Raw genomic sequence first — 16,326 nt, forward strand, 5'->3', positions numbered from 1 at the left:
GGTCAAGAGAACCCTTGCTCGTCCGCATACCGGAGCAGCTCGGCGTTGGTCTCGATATTGAGCTTGCGCATTGCGGATTGCTTCTGCGTTCCGATGGTGGCAACCGAACGGTGCAGACGGCGAGCGATCTCCGTCACGGAAAGGCCCAGCGCAAACAATCGCACCACTTCGAGTTCTTTCGGAGAGAGACCTTTCGTCCTGCTGGCGCCTCCCATCGTCACATCATTGTGGCTGAGCCGCCTGCTGATGCTCGCCGACAGGATCGGCCCCTTCTCGGTCAATACGCGAACGCAGACAGCGACCAGATCGCCGATGGGCTCTTCCTTGCTGACGATGCCCGCCACGCCGACCTGGCGCAACTGGTTGAGAATCCCGCTGTTCGTGAGCATGGTGAACACGACAATCGGAATCTGGGGAAACATTCGCTGCAGACGCTCGATGAGGCGCAAGCCATCTTCGTCCGCGGAATCGGACTGCATGGAAAAGTCGGTCACGATCAGGTGGCACGCGTGCGTCTGTACCGCCGTGACCAGCTCCAGGCCGGATCGGGCCGTGGCGACCACGCAAAATCCCGGCATCTCGTTGAGCGAGTCCGCAAGTGCAAGGGATACCACGGGGTGGTCATCGGCAACGATAATCCGCACATCCTGATCAGATGGGGGCTTGCTCATGGATCGGCTATCCAATATGCAATCATTCGAGCCTGGTGAATCCTGACGCTCGTAAATCGTACCTGGCGGGGGAAGTAAGCTCGTCGCCGGCCCCGTCGGGCAAGAAGCGGCAAGGCTGTCAATACTCCCTACATTCTTCATTTTACGTCCAAATTCTACTGAAAAGTCTGGAAATGCTCTGGGCAAAGCTGGCTGAGCGAGCGCAATCCGGCTCATGGGAGGAACGGCGGGAAACGGCAGAATCTAACTTCGCTTCCGCGCAAGGGGAATCGAAGAATTTCGAAAAATTACGTTACACGGGAAATACCTTGGAAGGCGGTGCGGCAGCAAGCGCGGCCCGCTCAGATTTCCGCCAACATACCGCGCAACGAGCCCGCCACCGCTTCACCCTCAAGGCGCGCGGCGGCATCCAGCCCGTCGTTGCGCAGGGCGGCTTCCAGGGCCTCCAGGCGTTCGGTCAATGCCGTCATTTTCATCACGCTGAGCGCGCCGCGCATCCGGTGCAGGCTCTTGGCGAGCAAGCGCTGATCGCCCGTATCCAGCGCCTGCTCCATCTCCGCCAGATCGGCCTCCATCGTCGTCATGAACAGTGCCCGGTACTTGGCGGGAACCGCCGGAGCAGGCTCTTGCGGGCGCTCGGGCCGCGGCCGGGCCATGGCCTCCGCAATGCCGGGAGACCGTGACCCGCGGCCCTCGAGGTGGCGGCGCAACGTGCTCAAGCCTATCGGCTTGACCAGCCACGACGTCATTCCAGCCGCCAGACAGCGCTCCTCTTCCTCGCGCATGGCGTTGGCCGTAACGCCGATGATCGGGATGGTCGCGCCCATGGCGCGCAACTCGCGCGCAAGGTCGTAGCCATTCATGCGTGGCATGTTGACGTCGGTCAGCACGACATCATAGGAAGACACTCCCCAGAACATGAGCGCCTCGGCGCCGTCCGACGACAGCGTGACCTCGCAGCCCAGCTGCTCAAGCTGATGTTGCAGCGTGGCCTGGTTGATCGGATTGTCTTCAGCCACCAGGATAGACAGGCCCAACGGCGCCAAAGCGCCGATTTCGGGGCCCGGCATTACCGTCTGCTCGCCCCGCAGCGCCGCAAGTATGCCGGCGGCAATGTGCTCCACACTGGGAATGACTTTTATGGTGTGGGAGGACGGCGGTTTGCCTGCGGCGCTGGCCAGCACGTGATGGCCAGCCCAGTCCAGAACATCAAGATTGCCGTGGTACAGCACGTCGAGCAGAACTTCGTCCGGCGTACCCACGGGCAGGGGCGCGGGCGCCGGGACCGCCTGCGCACCCCAGCGCTTGAGCCAGAGGCAGATGTTCTCGGTAAGCTCGTGGTGGGGGCTGCGGACAAGAACGCAGATATTGCGCAGGTCGGGTGCATTCACGGGCTGCCCCGGCACGACCTGGAGCGGCAATTCGAGCGAAAAGCTGCTGCCCAGCCCGAGTTCGCTGGTGACGCGTATCTCGCTGCCCATCAGCTTGGCCAGGCGCGCGCAAATGGACAGGCCGATGCCGGTGCCTCGCACCGTGTGCGAGCTGCTGTTGATCTGATAGAAGGGGACGAAGAGCTGAGTCTGCTCCTGCTTGCCGATGCCGATGCCCGTATCGACGACCTGAAGCATCAGGTGCGTCTTGTCCGCCACAACCTTTGCCACCGTCAGGCGCACGATCACATGGCCCGAGTCGCTGAACTTGATGGCATTGCTCAACAGATTGCTGAGTATCTGGCGGATGCGCGCGGCGTCGCCCGTCATCCATTCGGGCACGGCAACGTCCACGCAGCAAAAAAGCAGCAGCGCCTTCTGTTCCGCCATCGCGGCATAGGCGTTGGTGCAGCTCTGGACGAGTTCGCGCGGGTTGAACTCCGTGGATTCCAGCACGAGCTGGCCGGTCTCGATCTTGGTGATGTCCAGGATATCGCTGATCAGCTGCAGCAGAATCGCCGATGAACTCTGCATGCGCTCCAGATGCTGGCGCTGCTCATTATCGAGTTTGGTCAGGCTCATCAGTTCCAGCGTGCCGAGCACCCCGTAGAGCGGCGTGCGGATCTCGTGGCTCATCGTCGCCAGGAACGTCGACTTGGCCTCGCTGGCCTTGTCTGCCTCCCGTTTGGCTTCGGCCAGGGTGTGTTCGATGACCGCGCGGGCGCTGATGTCGGAAAAGGCGCAGAGCACGACGTCCTGATTGTTGTACCGCGTCGGGGCATAGGCGACATAGAGCGGCCGGCCATCGGTGGCATGGAAATTGGCTATCGTGCCCGGGCCCGCCGAGCTCAGGACCTGCCGCAGGAATGAATTGGCCTCCGGCGAGTTCTCAAGTTGACGCCCGGCTTCCGCACCCAGCCATTGCAGCGCCAGGCTGTTTCCAAAGACAACCTCGCCGGCCGGACGGGACAGCACGCATAACGCCACGGGCGCGGTTTCAATCAGGGTGCGGCTGAATTCCTCCTTTTCGACGATGTCGCGTTGCGCGTCCAATGCCGGCGCGATGACGCGGCGGCTGTACCAGCGCATGGAGACGATCCCGCCCCCCAAACTCAGCAAAAGCAACAGGCCGGCGATGATGGGCAGCCAGAGATTGTCGTGGAAAAAGGCGGCGTAGCTCACCCGGTATACGCCTGACCACAGACCCGAGGAGTCCGTGATGCGCAGCACCATGCCTTCGGCCGTATATCGGAGGCCATCGCGGGCCACGGCAGGGCGCAGGCCCTCATCGCCGAGCAGCATGCCTTCGTCGCGATGCGACAGCCAGAATCCGCCATGGAGCGGCCGGCGCATGGTTTTCTCGAAAATGTTGATCCGTTGATGATTGAACTGCGTCGCGGCGTAGACGGCGGACGCCGTGCCCGGCGTGCTGGTCCATACGGCTTGCGGCATGTCCGCGTAGATCAGGCCCAGCATGCTGCCGGGCAGCCCATCGGCCCTGAACCAATGAACGCGATTGGTGCCGGTCAGTTCGGATCTGATCGGCAAGTCCTGGTCGATCATGCGCTGGCGGACCTCCTGCAGACGGCGCAATTCCGCCCGCACGGAATCCGTGACGGCCAGGAACCCCTGGGGACTCAGCCGTTCATAGCCGGAATAGGCGCCGACCGCGGGCACGCTCAGGCTGATGCTGTCGGCCCGATTGACCAGAAAGATCGTGGAGGCGGGGTAATAGGACGACGCCCAGTAGGTGCTATAGAAATTAGCCAGGTAGCCGCCCAGGTTCGCCAGCCGGCGACCCGCCGTGGGGCAATCCTGGGAGTCTTCGCATGCCAGCGAGAACGCCATTTCCGCCGCGGTATTCTGCCCCTCGAAGAGCTGCATTCCAAAGCGTTCCTCCACTGCGGACGCGCGCAGGGAAATCGAGGTCGAGACGTTTTCAGGGGGCAGGGAAGCGCTCTGCGAGCGCAGCTTGCCCAGGAACTGCTCTTGCGCATGGATATACCCGACCAGGATCGAGAAATCCAGTTTCAGGCGTTCGCGCTCCTGCTCGACGATGCGATTCAGGCCCCAGTAGAGCGCCCCCACCAGGACCAGCGCCAGGGGCAAAATCCCGAACAAGGCGAAATTCAGCCAGCGTGAGGTACGCGTGATCCTGGCAAAGGGCGTGTCCTGCTTTTGCATGGCCGGGTTCTTTTCCCTAGAGCAGAGAGGGATCCATGGTGTGCCGCTCCATGGCAAGCAAGTTGCTGAAGGCGTTGATGTCGACGGCGGCGGAAATGAGAAAACCCTGGGCGCAGTCGCAGCCGATGCGCCTGAGGAATTCAAGGTCCTTGCTGGTTTCCACTCCCTCGGCGGTCACCTGCAGTCCCAATTGGCGTCCGAGCTGCACCGACGACACCAGCGCCGCCGCCCGGCCTTCATCGCTGGCGGCGCCGCTGACGAAGGCGCGGTCGATTTTCAGCTCGGTAAATGGCGTCGAAATCAGGCTGTACATGGAGCTATAACCTCTGCCAAAGTCATCCTGCGCCAGCCCAAAGCCCTTTAGCCGAAGCCGGCTGGCGCCCATATAGTATTGGCCTTGTATGGTCGTTGTCTCGTCTTCCAGCAATTCAAAGGATATTTCCTGCGCCGCCACGCCGCGCTCCAGCACCACGCGCTCAAGCTCGTCGGGCAGGCCAGGATCATCCAGCAGCTGGGTGGGAAGGTTGACGGAAACCGGAATCCGGTATCCCTGGTGGCGCCAGTGCAGATGCGCATCCAGGGCATCCTCCAGCATGCGCAGGAGCAGCATGCGGTCCAGGCCGTGCCGGCGCACCGCGGTCAGGAATGATCCGGGCAGCATGAAGCCAAAATCGGGGTGCTGCCAGCGGGCCAGCGCCTCGGCGCTGACGATGCGCCCGCTGGCCAGGGCCTTCTTGGGCTGAAACCAGGCGCATAGCTGTCCTAGCGCCAGGGCATGTTCCAGGACTCCGCGATCAAATACGGTGTCGACCTCGGCCGGGGGCCGGGGCTTGGCGGGCTCGGCGCGGCTCTGGCGCAGCTGGCTGGCCAGCTGCCTCGCGTGATCGGATGTCAGGGGCTTGGAGAACGTGCCCAGCACCGCAAGCCCCTTTTCCTTTGCCATCAGCGCGACGCTGTTCATGATCCTCCGGGGACATGCCGAGACTATCGCCAGCATTGGATTGTGATGCAGCTTGGCCAGCCTGTCGATGAACTGCACGCCGTCCATGTCCGCCATATTCAGGTCGATCAGCACCAGGTGGTAGGGCTGCAGGCCGATTTTGCTCAACGCCGCCTGGGCCGACGTGGCGACATCCGGGTGGCCGAATCCCGCCGACTCCAGCAAATCCGCCAAGTGGACGCACTGGAAGGCGTGGTCGTCCACGATCAGAATTCTGTAGTCGGACAGCTGCTTCATCATATGACTTCCTTAAGGGCAATTAGGGCTTGGCGCAATGCAGAAATTGACAGCGGTTTGAGCAGCACGGTGGTCATGCCCGCCACGGAGCTGCGCCGCAGGTCATCTGTGAATGCGCTGGCCGTGATTCCGACAATGGGGCGCAGGTAGCCCTGGCTGCGCAGGGCGCGGGTCAGGTCATAGCCGTCCATCTCCGGCATCTGCAGGTCGGTCAGGATCGTGTCGAAAGCCAGTATGTCCGGACGCGCCAGCGCCTCCCTTCCGTTCGAGGCCAGGACCGCCGTGCATCCCAGGTGTTCCAGCTGTTCCCGCAGGATCTGCAGGCTGACCGGGTTGTCCTCCACAACCAGCACGTGCATGTCGAGGGCATCCTCCGAGGCCTTGAGCTCCAGCGAGACCTTGGCGGCCACGCCGTCCTGCGCAAGACGAACCGCGGCGGCAATGCTCGCCAGGCTATGGGCGTTGGCCATCCAGCTGTTGCGAGTCCCTTCCGATCGAGACGGGCCCCCAGGCGGCTGCGCCACCACCCGGGCGCCGGTCCAGACCGCCGTCGTCGCGTCGCGCGGCCAGGTTTCAACCAGCACGCCGCTGTCCAGCCGGCCGTGGTGCGCCGTCTTGTAGGGCATCGCCACGGCGCCCCAGTGACGCAACCATAGGCACAGGTTATTGACGACGTCGTTCACCGCCCCGCGCACGAAGACAGGTTTGGCATCCAGCCGTATCCCCAGTTCCGCATGCGGCTCACAGACTACGGGCATCGTCAGTTCGAGCGACATGCTGGTGCCCAGGCCGGGTTCGCTGACGGCCGTGAGCGTGCCGCCCATCAGCTCGGACAGCCGCCGGCAGATCGCCAGCCCGAGCCCTGTGCCAGGGACGGCTTGGGGTTGGCCGCTCTCGGCCCGGAAGTAGGGCTCAAACAGCTGGGCGTGATGTTCCGAAGAGATGCCAATGCCCGTATCCGCCACCTGGAATTTCAAGGTGGCGGACTGGGCGTCGATATGCATGACTTGCAGGCGCAGCACGATCTGGCCGGAACTCGTGAACTTGATGGCGTTGCTGACCAGGTTGTTCAGGATCTGGCGCATGCGCGTCGCGTCGCCGACCACCACCGTCGGCGAGGCGACGTCGGCCAGGGCGTATATGTGCAATCCCTTCGCCTCCGCGCGCGCCGCGTAGCTGCTGACCACGCTGTCCAGCATTTCGGCCGGCGAGAACTCCGACGACTCCAGCTTCAGGTATCCGGCTTCGATGCGCGACAGGTCCAGCGTGTCATTGATGGTGCGCAGCAAAGTCGCCGAGGACTGCTGCATGGTTTCCAGGTACTGCCGCTGCTGGCAGTCCATATCCGTGAGGCCCAGCATTTCCAGCGTGCCCAGGATGCCGAACAGGGGCGTGCGGATCTCGTGGCTCATGGTGGTCAGGAACACCGTCTTGGCGTGATTCGCCGCGTCGGCGTGAAGTTTGGCCTGGGTGATGGAGCGTTCGACCCGCTTGAAGGCCGTGATGTCGTTGATGCCGCAGAGCACGACCTCCAGGCCGTGATACATGATGGGGGCAAAGGTGAGATACACGCAGCGCCCGTCCTTCAAGGCGTATTCCCGCCCCGATTCAAAGTCATTCGAGGCAAGCAGCCTGGCCAGGAGATCCGCATCGCCAAGCAGCCATTGCCTGGCCAGCTCGTTCGACAGCAGGGGCAGTCCATCGGCGCGACGCAGCAGGCACAGTCCGACCGGCGCGACTTCCACCAGCCTCCGGTTCAGGGCGACGCTGTCGGCCAGCGCTTCATACTGCCGGACGGCGGGCGCGACCAGTTTCTTCTTGATATGGCGCACGCCGAGGATCACCGCGGCGAACAGCAGCGCCGTGCCGACGAGCGCCGCCTGGATGGCATACGCGGTGTCGCCCAGGATCCGGCTGATCGGGGTGTAGTACACCAGCCGCCAGCCCGCCTCGCCGACGGACTTGCTCAGCACGACGTACTGCGGCAGCAGCCCCGTGCCCCACCACCCGAAGGAGTCCTCCCGTCCGGCGCGCTGGCCGAGTTCCGACAGGAAAGGGGCGGCGGCCGGGCTATGCACGACGGGCATACCGCGTTGGTCATACAGGACGTAGCTTCCTCCGTGCAGGGAAGACAAGTCGACCGCTGCATCGATATTGCCCACGTCCAATCCGATCCAGCCGGCGCGCGGCGTGGTGGGATCCGCGGGCGTGTACAGATACAGCTGGTTTGCATGGCCCATCGGCGGCTTGAGCCAGACGATGGGATTCTGGCCGTTCGGCTGCACCGCCGGATCAGCGGCGGCCAGGGCGCGGGCAATCCACAACTGCTTGGCGGGCGCCATGCCGACCGCATCGCCCGCCTGGTGGGGAACGACGAACGAGGTCTGGCCATTGCGCATCGAACTGAACAGCAGCTGGGTGCGGGCCAGGGCGATGTCGTGCAGATCGCGCGGGGTGAGGATCAGTGCCCAGTCATACGAGTTCGCGTCCTCGCGCAGCGGAAAAACCTGGATTTGCTGGGTGTTGCCAAAGTAGCGCGGCGTCTCGGACGCAGGCTCGCGGTCCGAGTTCCGGACCGATGAAGACGAGAGCGAGCGCAGCAGGATCTCTCGTTGGTCAAAGAACAGCTGCGCGTTGTAGGCCGCCGCATTCATCTGGCGGCGATACGCGGAAACCGTGTCGCTGAAGGAGAAGTACAGGAAAAAAACCGCGCCCGCGACAATGCACGCCAACAGCGCCGCCGCGAACAAATGCAGCAGCAGCGATGGCGCCCGGGGAGCTGCCCCGACATCATGCGTGAGAGTTTGAGTTTCCTTGACAGGCATGCGCCCATCGTAGAAACGGGCGCAGGCGCTGGATATAAGAAGATTTTGAAAGTGGGATCAGTCCGGCCGAAAGCCGCAGGAAATCGGATCGAAGTCGCACAATCAGCGTCGAATATCAGAATTTTATTATGGGATGACCCGGGCGCCATTCCTATACTCCGCAGACATATTTATGCCGCGCTCCCGGTTCGGCTGGATTTTCTCGGCGTGCTCCCCGGAGCCGTACGAGCCCATCACAGAAGTCATGTATGAATGCGAAAAATTCTGAGGGGTCGTTCTTATGCCTGAGCGATTCGGTCAAAATCCAGCCGGTCATGGATGCCCGGGGCGCCGTATGTGAAATGGCGCTCGTGGTGGGGCGGACGGAGCGCTTGTTGAGCGACCGCCCCCATGACGCCTCGGCCGAGGCGTTGCGCAAGGCGGGCCGGGTGTTCCAGGCTAGCGGCTGCCTGGTGCCCCTGACGGTGGATCATCAGCTGGACGCCTGCTCCGACATCCGCCTGCCCGAGCAGCTGTGCCAGGACCTGAAGATAGCCACGGTGGCGAGCGACCTGCTGCCGCAGGCGGAGCCGGGCTGCACCCGCCTGCCCATCTACCCCAGCGCCAAGGTGATCTACAACGTCCCCCTCAGCGGGCGGCTGCTGGATGGCGCCGATCTGTTTCGCCACTACCACGACTTTCGGGTGTCGCTGCGCATACGCCTGTTGCCATGCAACGCGGGGGGAGCGCCCACGCCGTTCGGGGTCATCCGGGCCGTAGGCGTGCGCGTCAGCATACCGGCAGGCATCCACCATCTTCATAAGCTGCAGGAACGCTTTTTCAACCTGCTCGGGCAGGCCTCCAGGAAGGGGCTCGGAATGCTGGTCAGCGATATCCAGAACATGGAGGACTTCAATTGGCTGCGGATGCAGCCCGACGTGCTGTTCCAGGGCGAAGTGCTGTCCAGCGCGCTGAGCCTGGAATATGTCCAGCAATGGTTGACGGGCGCCGATACCGACTGGCGGAAGTTCCAACTCGGCGCACGCGCAACCCCCGTCGTCGCGCTTGCATGACTGGCCGGGCAAGCCGGGCGCGCGGATCCGATTAAAATCCCGCCCATGCTTCCCTTTCAAGTCATCGTAGCCCTGCTTGTCCTGCAGCTTGCGCTCGCCATTCCGCTGTTTGCCGTGGTTGTCCAACTGCTGCGCTTTCTCCATTGGTCGTTCCTGGCGGACACGCGTTCGCGTGGACAGCGGCCGCAATTTACCGGCCCGGTGCTGGCGTTGGTCTTCAGCGCCTTGGCCGCCACCGACTTCCTGTCCTTTGAGCCCTTTGTGACGATGTCCCAGCTCAATCCGGTGCCGGAAAGCGCCCGGGCCTATTTCACCGTGGCCATGCTGGCGCTGGCGGTTTGGTGCTGGGCCTATGCCGGCGCGATACGGAGCCGGGTCCGCTCGCTGCTGGGCGCCTCCTGATGCGGCCGGTGGCTGCCGGCCACTACGAACAAGTAACGTGCCCGCACCCGTACCACGCAATATCGGATAAATTCGTCGGGAACGCATTGCGAAGCCCCCGGCGGTCCGCCCGGGGCCGGCCTGCGTCACAATTCCAGGGCGGCAGCCCTGTCAGGAGCAGCGGGTGATCCCACGCCAGTCAGTCGATATAGCCCGTGTTCTGCTTGTCATCGTCATGCTTTCGGCCTTGATGATCGGCAGTCTTTACATTCTCAGCCCGTTTCTGCCTGGCCTGATCTGGGCAACGACCATTGTCGTCGCGACCTGGCCAGTGCTGCTGGCGATTCAGCGGCGCTGCGGCGGACGCCGCTGGATCGCCACCGTGGCGATGCTGCTCATCCTGCTGTTTGTGATCGTGTTGCCGCTGTACCAGGCCATTTCCACCCTGGCGCAGCACGGCGGAGCGATCATGGCCGCCGTCAAGAGCCTGCCCGAATACGCCTTGCTGGCGCCGCCCGCATGGATAAAGAGCATTCCCCTGGCCGGCCCCCGGATCGCCCAGGAATGGCAAACCTTGTCCGACGCTGGCGCGGGAGGCCTGCTGGCCCGGCTGGAACCCTACCTGACCACGGCCGCGCACTGGCTGCTGGGCCACGCCGCGATTGTCGGCGTGTTCGTGATTCACATGCTCATCACCGTGATCATCGCCGGCATTCTCTACAGCCAGGGCGAAGTCGCGGCAGACTTCATGAACCGATTCTCGAACCGGCTTGCCGGCCAGCGCGGCGTGGCCGCGATCCGTCTGGCCGGATCCGCGATCCGCGCCGTGGCGCTGGGCATCGTCGTCACGGCGGTGGTGCAGTCCGCACTGGGGGGAATCGGCCTGTGGATCGCCGGTGTGCCAGCGGCCGGCATCCTGACCGCGCTCATGGTGATGCTGTGCCTGGCGCAACTTGGGCCGTTCCTGCCCATGCTGGGCGGCGTGGCCTGGCTCTTCCAGAACGACATGAAGCTGGCGGCAGCGGTGCTGCTGGCCTGGGCGATAGTGGTCGCCATGCTGGACAACCTGCTGCGACCCATGCTGATCAAGCGGGGCGTGAACCTGTCGATGCTGCTGATCCTGTCCGGCGTGCTGGGCGGGATGTTTGCGTTCGGCATCGTTGGCCTGTTCATCGGTCCGGTGATCCTGGCGGTCACCTCGACGCTGCTGAAAGCCTGGATCGACGAGGTGCCGCCGCCGGAGGCGGCCGAGACGGTCGAGACGGCCCGCGAATGAGCGCGCCGCCCGGGACGCAAGGGAAAAGGGCGTAACATCTGCCTCATGGCGCGGGCCCGTCGGCCCGCTTTTCTTGCAACACCCCCCCGGCAACACCCATGACGATGCACCCGCTTGTGCTGGCAGTAGGCACACCCCACGTTTCTTCCCACCCGGCCTTGTCCGCGCGCCAGGCGGTGGCGCGATGAGCAACAGCGAACGCCTGGCCAAGCGGCTGGCCACTGAACAATCTTGTTCGCGCGGGGACGCCGAGCGCTATATAGAAGGCGGCTGGGTCGCTGTCGACGGCAAGGTAGTGGAAGAACCGGGTTTCCGGGTGGCGCCGGCGCAAGCGGTAAGCCTGTTGCCCGGCGCCCGCCTGGAAGACATCCGCCCCGTCACGGTTTTGATTCACAAGCCCGCCGGCACCTATGCCGATGACCAGCCGGGCTCCGCGCGGGACCTGATCCTGCCCGAAAACCTGATGCCGGGCGACCGGTCGGGGCAGCGCTACCTGAAACGCATGTTCAATGGCCTGAAACTCGTAACGCCGCTGGAACGCGCGGCCAGTGGCCTGGTCGTCTACACGCAGGAATACCCCGTGGCCCGGAAACTGGTGGAAGAGGGGCGCCATGTCGAACAGGAATATATCGCCCAGGTGGACGGACAACTGAGCGAAGGCGACCTGGCGCGCCTGCAGCGCGGCATGGCCTATGAAGGGCGCGCCGCCACGCCGATGAAGGTCAGCTGGCAGAACGAAACCCATCTGCGGTTTGCGCTCAAGACCCCGGCGCTGGGGTTTATCGAGTACGTCTGCGATTCGGCGGGGCTGCGGCTGAAAGCCTTGCGGCGCCTGCGCATTGGACGCTTGCCCATGGCGGGTCTTACGATCGGGCAGTGGCGGTATCGGCTGGAATATGAGCGGTTCTGACGAACTGGATACCCATTCCCGGCGGCGCCTGCTGCTGAGTGCGGGCGCCTTATGCCTGTCCGGTCTTGCCTTGGGCGGTTGCGCCAGCCGCGTGGCGGATTCCCGCAAGACCGCGCCGGCTCCCAAGCCAACGCCCCCGGTCTCTCATGCCAAGGCGGCGGCCGCCCCCGTGCCCGCGCTCAGGCCCGGCGCGCGGATCGCCATCGTGGCCCCGGCGTCCGCCGTGCCCGACGCCAGCGATCTTGCCGCGCAATGGCTGGAGGCCCGCGGTTTCGTGGCGGAGGTCATGCCGGCCTCCCGCGTCCGGCTGGAGTCGCCGTATGACTACCTGGCGGGCACCGACGCGCAGCGCCTGGACGACCTGCACGCGGCGTTTGCGTCGCCGGATATCGGCGCGGTGTGGTGCCTGCAAGGCGGCTTCGGTTCGTGGCGGCTCTTGGACAAGCTGGATTTCGGGCTGTTGCGCCAGCACCCCAAGCCCTTCATCGGCTATAGCGACATCACCGCGCTGCACCTGGCCATGCAAAGGCATGCGGGCTTCGTGACGTTCCACGGGCCGATGCTGGCGCAGGATCTGCTGGCCGGCAAGCGCGAACCCACGGAGTCGCACCTGCTGGCGATGATCGGCGGGCAGATCGGGCAGGGCGCCTGGATCGAACCTCCGCCCGGTGCCCGGCCGGTGGAGTTGGTTGCAGGCACGGCTAGCGGCCGGCTGGTCGGAGGCAATCTTGCCCTTATCGCCGCGCTGACCGGGTCCCGCAACGAGATAGATACCCGCGACGCCATCCTCTTCTTCGAAGACGTCAACGAGGCCTTGCCGCGGGTTGACCGTCTGCTGAGCCAGCTTGCCGCGGCCGGCAAGTTCGACGGGGTCAAAGGGGTGCTGGTCGGTAATTTCACCCGCATCCTGGGGACGCAGATGGATGACGCGCAGGCGCAGGGGCTGCTTTATCCCATGGTGCTCGAGCAATTCGGCGCCCGCGGCATACCGGTGCTGGCCGGCTGGCCCAGCGGCCACGGCGATCCCAACCTCACGCTGCCGCTGGGAGCTCGGGTGACGCTGGACACCGGGCGCGGTGCGCTGCGGCTGGACCAGGCGGTAACGATCATCTAGCACGAGCGTGACCGCTAAAATGCCTCATTAATGATGCATAAACCATCGTAAAGCGCTATTAATATATCTTTTCTGGTTCTTGAATTGCATCATTAATAGTGCATTGGCCTGCAATAAGCGCTATTATTGAGGCATGAAAAAGAAGATCGAACCCAGTTTCGATGCGGCCGAAGCCCTGGTCCGGCTGGGCGCCAACATCCGTACCGCCCGGTTGCGCCGCAGCGAGACTGAAGCCACGCTGGCCAGTCGCATGGGCGTGTCGCGCGCCACCATCACCCGGCTCGAACGGGGCGATGGCGGTGTTTCGCTGACGCTCGCGCTTGAAGCGCTGCTGCAATACGGCTTTGGCGATCAGGTCTTCGCCCTGGGAGACCCCGATCAGGACGGCGTGGGCAAACGCCTGGATGCCGTGCGCCGTCCCAGCCGGGGCAGCGGCAGGCCGCTGCACTCGCATCGTGTCGATCCCTCCAGCCTGTAACGCCTGGCGCCCGATACCGTGCAAGCCAAGAAACACAAATCCGTGGAGAGCGAACTCTTCGTCTACGTCGACATCCGGGGCGAAGCCGTCCTGGCCGGGGTGTTGACCCTGGACGACTCGGACGAGAATCACTTCTTCGCCGAGTTCACCTATGTGCAGTCGTATGTGAACGATCCGCGCGCGTTCGCGCTGGATCCGCTCAATCTGCCGCTGGCGGACTCCAAGACCACCTTCCGTACCGAAAGCCGCTATCAGACGCTGGGCGCCATTTTCGATGCCGCGCCGGACGCCTGGGGCCGCAACGTCATGCGGGTCGACAATGCGGGAGGGCGCGTGACCGAAAACGAGGTGCTGCTCAGGGGCAGGGGCATGGGCGTGGGCGCGTTGTTCTTCAGCGCGCGGCAGTTGACGCCGAACATGCGCAAGACCTACCGGCTGCCCGAAGTCAGCGAACTGGAATCGCTGGCCGACCTGCTGAGCGACATCGATCAGGGCATCAAGCCCAAGGGCTTGTACCGCGATATCCTGGGCAGCTCCTGGGATATCGGCGGGGCGCGCCCCAAGACCATCGTGCGCGACGAACAGGGCGAAATGTGGATCGCCAAGTTTCCGCGCAAGGGCGACTCCTACGACCGGCAGCGCGTCGAATTCGCCAATCTGCAGATGGCGAAGGCCATCGGCCTGACCGTGCCCGACATCCGCCTGGCCGAAACGCACCTGGGCGCCGTCCTGCTGACGCACCGCTTCGACCGCGACCTGCTGCCGGTCGAACGCGGCGGGGATCCCGTCATCGCGCGGCGTCATTTCCTGAGCGGCGCCTCGCTCATCAGCCCCTCCGTGCAGATCGGCAAGCGGGAACTGGACGGCCCGCGCGGCAAGGCCACGTATTCCTATGCCCGCCTGGCCGACGTCACGCGTCGCGTGTCATCCAATCCGGTACAAGACCTGCTGGAGCTGTACGCACGGATGATTCTCAACGTGGCCGTCCACAACACCGACGACCACCTGAAGAACGTCGGCTTCCTGAAGGACGAAGGGGCGCAGACCTATCGCCTGTCGCCGCTATTTGACGTTGTCACGCAGGAGGGGTCCGCCAGGCACTACCTGCACATAGGCGCCGCAGGCCGCGAAAGTTCGTTCACCAACTGCCTGACCGAGTACCGGCGGTTTGGGTTGCGCTCCGAGGCCGCCGCCAATTCCATTCTTCAACGCGTCCTCGATGTCGTGGCGGACCGCCGGCGCTTCTACGACGAGGCCGGCATGACATCGGACGAAATCGCCCATGTCGAAGCATCATTGATGGCGTGGCGCCAGCCTGGCGCGTCGCCGGCCAGTCAGGCCTGATGGGCGGCATCCAGATCGAACACCTGTCCGCGCCTGAGCATGCGCGCATGAAAATCCCGGCTCAGCTCGGCCAGCGTGACCCTGCCGAACCGCTCCAGCAACAGCGCCTCGGCTTCCTCGAAGGCGTCGTTCAGCGACGCGTTCACGGCTTCTTCCACCAGGCATCCCGGCGATTCGCTGCGGTTCCCCATGGCAAAGATCTCGGGGGAACCCAGTGCGTCGTAGATATCGCGCAGCGTGACAGCGCTGAAATCGCACGAAATCGACCATCCGCCGCCGTGGCCTTTCTCTGATCGGACCAGAGCCTGTTCCCGCAGGCCGGCCATGATGCGGCGGATGACGACCGGGTTGGTCTGCATCACTCTGCCCAGGTCTTCGGAGGTCATGGGGCCGGCATGCTCGGCCATGTGGAGCAAAACGTGGAGTACGCCGGAAAGCTTGCTGTCTCTTCTCATGCAACAGATGCTATTGCATGAATGCGGGAGCGGTCAACGCGCGGCATGCGCCGGCAGCCGTCCGCCCCGCTGATCTCCCCAGGCGGCATGGCCGCTAATTGCGCCTGGCCGACCATTCGCCCTTGCCGGCGGCGGTGCCGCTCATGGCACGACCGTTGACCAGGCCCACGTAGCGCACGCCATTGGCCGTGAACGAAATGGCCGCGCCGTCCAGCCGCGCATCCGAGATCGGCACGGAGCCCAGCTTGCCCGACAGCATCTGGTAATGCTGGTCCAGCTGCAGTGTCTGTCCGCCCAGGTCCCATTTGCCTTCGACCTTTGCCGGCACGATCCACAGCAGGGCGGTGCAGTAGGTCTGGCAGTCCTTGGTTATGGTCTCGGACGCGTCCGGCTCCCAGTCGCCCATGCGGAAAGTGTTAGACACCACGCGGGTGCCGGCCGGCAGATCCAGGATCTTGGGACGCAGTTTTTCGTTGATCGTCGACAACAGGAACATCGTGATCACGTCGGCCTGGGACAGATCGGTCGTGAAGAGATCCGCCGCCACGAACGTGGCGCGGTCCGCCACGCCCGCGCGCTTGGCATTCTGGCGCGACAGTTCAACCAGATCGGGGTTGTATTCGATGCCTTGCGCGGTCAGGCCACGTTGCGCGGCCGTGATGACCGTGCGGCCATCGCCCGAGCCCAGGTCCATCAGCCTGTCCTTGGGCGTGACCTTGGCCATGTCCAGCATTTTGTCCACCAAGGTCTGGGGCGTCGGCACCCAGATGACGTCCTTGCCTTCCTGGCCGATGTCCGGCACATAGCCTTTCTGTTCGCGGGCTTGCGCGGGGGCCGCAGCCGCCGCCTGGGCCATGGCGCTGGTTGCATGGAACAGCGCGAAGGTCATCGCCGAAGCCAGCACCGCGGCCCGGATCCGGGGGGCGGACAGGGGGAGTAGGGTAGAGCGTTGCATGGTGAGAGTTCCTT

13 protein-coding genes are annotated in these 16,326 nt (G+C 64.2%); 7 read left to right on the forward strand and 6 right to left on the reverse strand.

Annotated features, from left to right (window positions below; all coding sequences use genetic code 11):
- Positions 1 to 2: 2 nt before the first annotated feature.
- The 4 genes from HLG70_RS07095 to HLG70_RS07110 form a co-directional block, all read right to left on the reverse strand.
- Positions 3 to 671, reverse strand: a complete 669-nt coding sequence (locus HLG70_RS07095; RefSeq protein ID WP_171662437.1) for a response regulator transcription factor — start codon at positions 669 to 671, stop codon at positions 3 to 5.
- Between the two features lie 341 nt (positions 672 to 1,012).
- Positions 1,013 to 4,285 carry an ATP-binding protein gene (locus tag HLG70_RS07100; protein WP_234102966.1) on the reverse strand — a complete coding sequence of 1,091 codons (3,273 nt, stop codon included), beginning with the start codon at positions 4,283 to 4,285 and terminating at the stop codon, positions 1,013 to 1,015.
- A 16-nt stretch (positions 4,286 to 4,301) separates the two neighbouring features.
- Positions 4,302 to 5,522, reverse strand: a complete 1,221-nt coding sequence (locus tag HLG70_RS07105; RefSeq protein ID WP_171662652.1) for an EAL domain-containing response regulator — start codon at positions 5,520 to 5,522, stop codon at positions 4,302 to 4,304.
- Positions 5,522 to 8,347 carry an ATP-binding protein gene (locus tag HLG70_RS07110; RefSeq protein WP_234102970.1) on the reverse strand — a complete coding sequence of 942 codons (2,826 nt, stop codon included), beginning with the start codon at positions 8,345 to 8,347 and terminating at the stop codon, positions 5,522 to 5,524. Before HLG70_RS07110 ends, HLG70_RS07105 begins: the two co-directional genes overlap by 1 nt.
- A gap of 374 nt (positions 8,348 to 8,721) precedes the next feature.
- Here HLG70_RS07110 and HLG70_RS07115 point away from each other — a divergent pair, with 374 nt between their 5' ends.
- The 7 genes from HLG70_RS07115 (at position 8,722) to HLG70_RS07145 (ending at position 14,902) form a co-directional block, all read left to right on the forward strand.
- Positions 8,722 to 9,399: a hypothetical protein gene (locus tag HLG70_RS07115; RefSeq protein WP_171662436.1), complete on the forward strand. Its 678-nt coding sequence runs from the start codon at positions 8,722 to 8,724 to the stop codon at positions 9,397 to 9,399.
- Between the two features lie 45 nt (positions 9,400 to 9,444).
- On the forward strand, positions 9,445 to 9,801 hold the full coding sequence (locus HLG70_RS07120; RefSeq protein WP_171662435.1) for a hypothetical protein: 357 nt from the start codon (positions 9,445 to 9,447) through the stop codon (positions 9,799 to 9,801).
- Between the two features lie 214 nt (positions 9,802 to 10,015).
- Positions 10,016 to 11,056: an AI-2E family transporter YdiK gene (gene ydiK / locus HLG70_RS07125; RefSeq protein ID WP_171662434.1), complete on the forward strand. Its 1,041-nt coding sequence runs from the start codon at positions 10,016 to 10,018 to the stop codon at positions 11,054 to 11,056.
- 184 nt (positions 11,057 to 11,240) lie between these two features.
- Entirely contained in the window at positions 11,241 to 11,966 is a 726-nt protein-coding gene (locus HLG70_RS07130; protein ID WP_171662433.1) for an RNA pseudouridine synthase, read from the forward strand.
- A gap of 169 nt (positions 11,967 to 12,135) precedes the next feature.
- Complete coding sequence (locus HLG70_RS07135) at positions 12,136 to 13,080, forward strand: S66 peptidase family protein (protein ID WP_171662650.1); 945 nt, start codon at positions 12,136 to 12,138, stop codon at positions 13,078 to 13,080.
- A 133-nt stretch (positions 13,081 to 13,213) separates the two neighbouring features.
- On the forward strand, positions 13,214 to 13,558 hold the full coding sequence (locus HLG70_RS07140) for a helix-turn-helix transcriptional regulator (protein ID WP_171662432.1): 345 nt from the start codon (positions 13,214 to 13,216) through the stop codon (positions 13,556 to 13,558).
- Between the two features lie 18 nt (positions 13,559 to 13,576).
- Positions 13,577 to 14,902 carry a type II toxin-antitoxin system HipA family toxin gene (locus HLG70_RS07145; protein WP_234102971.1) on the forward strand — a complete coding sequence of 442 codons (1,326 nt, stop codon included), beginning with the start codon at positions 13,577 to 13,579 and terminating at the stop codon, positions 14,900 to 14,902.
- On the opposite strand, the gene HLG70_RS07150 is transcribed toward HLG70_RS07145, so the two are convergent.
- Together HLG70_RS07150 and HLG70_RS07155 are read right to left on the reverse strand one after the other, a co-directional pair.
- Positions 14,893 to 15,357 carry an Rrf2 family transcriptional regulator gene (locus HLG70_RS07150; protein ID WP_171662431.1) on the reverse strand — a complete coding sequence of 155 codons (465 nt, stop codon included), beginning with the start codon at positions 15,355 to 15,357 and terminating at the stop codon, positions 14,893 to 14,895. The genes HLG70_RS07145 and HLG70_RS07150 overlap by 10 nt on opposite strands.
- A 94-nt stretch (positions 15,358 to 15,451) precedes the next feature.
- The gene (locus HLG70_RS07155) at positions 15,452 to 16,312 is read right to left on the reverse strand and encodes an SAM-dependent methyltransferase (RefSeq protein WP_171662430.1); all 861 of its coding nucleotides are present in this window, start codon (positions 16,310 to 16,312) and stop codon (positions 15,452 to 15,454) included.
- Positions 16,313 to 16,326: the final 14 nt, after the last annotated feature.

It is taken from the genome of Achromobacter deleyi (assembly GCF_013116765.2).
Taxonomy (GTDB): domain Bacteria; phylum Pseudomonadota; class Gammaproteobacteria; order Burkholderiales; family Burkholderiaceae_B; genus Achromobacter; species Achromobacter deleyi_A.